The organism is Persicitalea sp., assembly GCF_041751555.1.
Taxonomy (GTDB): Bacteria; Bacteroidota; Bacteroidia; order Cytophagales; family Spirosomataceae; genus Persicitalea.
On record NZ_JBGSXF010000638.1, the window covers coordinates 1 to 2,141 of the forward strand.

Below are 2,141 nucleotides of genomic sequence, written 5' to 3' on the forward strand. Positions count from 1 at the left end.
CCCAAGACTTCGGCCCTAAACGCCAATAACCAGGCCCACGACGCCAAAAACGTGTTCGTCGTGGACGGCGGCGCGTTCGTATCCCAGGCAGATAAGAATCCCACCTGGACAATTCTTGCCCTGTCGTGGCGGGCGTCGGACTATATCATCGACCAGGTCAAGAAGAAAAATATTTAAAGTCAAAAACTATGAAAAGGAGAGATTCACTAAAAGCCCTCACCCTGAGTTCGTTCGGCGTGGCGGCTATTAACCCGCAAGAACTGCTGGCCGAACGCCGGGAGTTGGAAAAGGCAATGGGTGCCGCCGCCGACCCGATTCTAATCAAACCCGGTAGCATCGCCGAGGAGATTGCTTACGATACCAAGCTCCAACAGGAAAAGTACTTTACCGACAAGGAGTTGGCCACGCTGGCTGTACTTTCGGACATTATCATTCCCAAAGACGGCAAGTCGGGTAGTGCGTCGGAGTCGGGCGTACCGCAGTTCATCGAGTTCATGGTGAAAGACCAGCCCAACTGGCAGACGCCCTTCCGGGGCGGCTTGCAATGGCTCGACCGGGAGTCAGCCAAACGGTTTGGCGGCAAGGTTTTTACGGCTCTCAACAAAGAGCAGCAGTTGAAAATCGTTGATGACATCGCCTATCCTGAGAAGGCTAAACCGGAAATGAGCCAGGGCGTCTCATTCTTCAATACCATGCGCAATTTCACCGCTACTGGATTCTTTTCCAGTAAAATCGGCATAGAGGACATCGGGTACATGGGCAATGTCCCTAACGTGTGGGACGGAGTACCGGCCGACGTACTGGCAAAGTATAAAGTCAGTTATGACAAGAGTTGAGTAGTTTCCAACTAGTAATAAAAAAAGCGGGGATTTACAAAATCCCCGCTTTTTTTGTTTTCTTTGGGTAAGAATCCAATAAGTCAGGAGTATGGAGCGAGGAAGTGCCTTGTATGATTTGGCAAGAATTCTGCTGTTGTTCAGCATGCTTATGCTGGCTGGGGATTTAAGAGCGCAATGTCCTGCAACTACCCCGCCCGGAGTCCGCATGGTGTTTTGTGGTACTGGGGTAGTTAAGTTGGTGTTCTATGAAAAACAACCCGTAACCTATGACTCTCACTGGGTTTCCTGGGGAGACGGGAGCATCGAGCAGTTGTTTTCGCGCTTGAAAGCAGTCAGCCATACTTATGCTACAATCGGCCCACGCAAAATCACTGTGTGGGGTACCATCGATTCTAAAATTTGTAAGAGCAACGATGAAGTCCTGGATTACAATCCGGGGGCTTCGACTACGGCAAAATCTGCAATCACAGAGTTCAAAATGTTGGACCTGGCCAGCGGAGAATTGACTATAAAGAACCCTTCAACGGTCGAATTACTTTTATACCGCAAGTCGGGTAGCGGCAACTGGGAAAGCACTGGGCGCACAGTCTCGAAAGATAATCAGCAGTTGAAGGTTTTCGTCGATTCGCTCGCGGCTACGTGCTTTCAACTTCAATCCACCGACACCTGCCTGGCTGAAAGTACCAAATCCGACCCGATTTGCTCGGGTATTTTGAAATTGAACGGTTTAGAAAAATCAAATGAACTCAGATGGAAAGCAATTTTACTATCTCCGGGAGCGAAGGTTTCAATCAAAAAAGACAATATACTTTGGCGGGAAGTAACGACACAGGGAGATATTGGTAGTTTGGAAGACAGCGTTCTGTCTTGCGGGCGAGAACATTGCTACCAACTGTTCATTGGCAACCAGGGTAGTAGCTTCACCTCCCTCCCACTATGTCGGCGTACCCCCGCTTCCGTCTGCGGCGCAGAAGCACCACTTTTCGTCCCCGATGCATTTTCGCCTAACGGCGATGGCATCAACGACCTGTTCGAGATCAAAGGGGAGGTAGCCGCCGATTACGATTTAACCGTGTTCAGTTCCTGGGGAACCATCATTTTTCACAGCCAAAGCATTACCCAAAGTTGGGATGGCAAAATGAACGGTACTCCTCTCCCGCCCGGAATCTATGTGTACAAGATTAGAACTGGCGCGGATGGTGTGAGTGTAGTAAAATCCGGTTCTGTGTTGGTTTTGGAATAAAAAAGCCACGGATTGATATTTCAGCGGCTTTTTCAATGATTTGATACAATAAGGCTAAG

3 protein-coding genes are annotated in these 2,141 nt (G+C 49.3%); all 3 read left to right on the forward strand.

The genetic code is table 11. The annotated features are described in order from the left end of the window. A partial coding sequence (locus tag ACEW8P_RS22460; RefSeq protein ID WP_373515310.1) for a GMC oxidoreductase occupies window positions 1-177 on the forward strand: 177 nt, incomplete at its 5' end. Between the two features lie 11 nt (window positions 178-188). Beyond that, a complete protein-coding gene (locus ACEW8P_RS22465) occupies window positions 189-836 on the forward strand; it encodes a gluconate 2-dehydrogenase subunit 3 family protein (protein ID WP_373515308.1) in 648 nt (215 codons plus the stop codon). Between the two features lie 91 nt (window positions 837-927). After that, entirely contained in the window at window positions 928-2,082 is a 1,155-nt protein-coding gene (locus tag ACEW8P_RS22470) for a gliding motility-associated C-terminal domain-containing protein (RefSeq protein WP_373515309.1), read from the forward strand. Window positions 2,083-2,141: the final 59 nt, after the last annotated feature.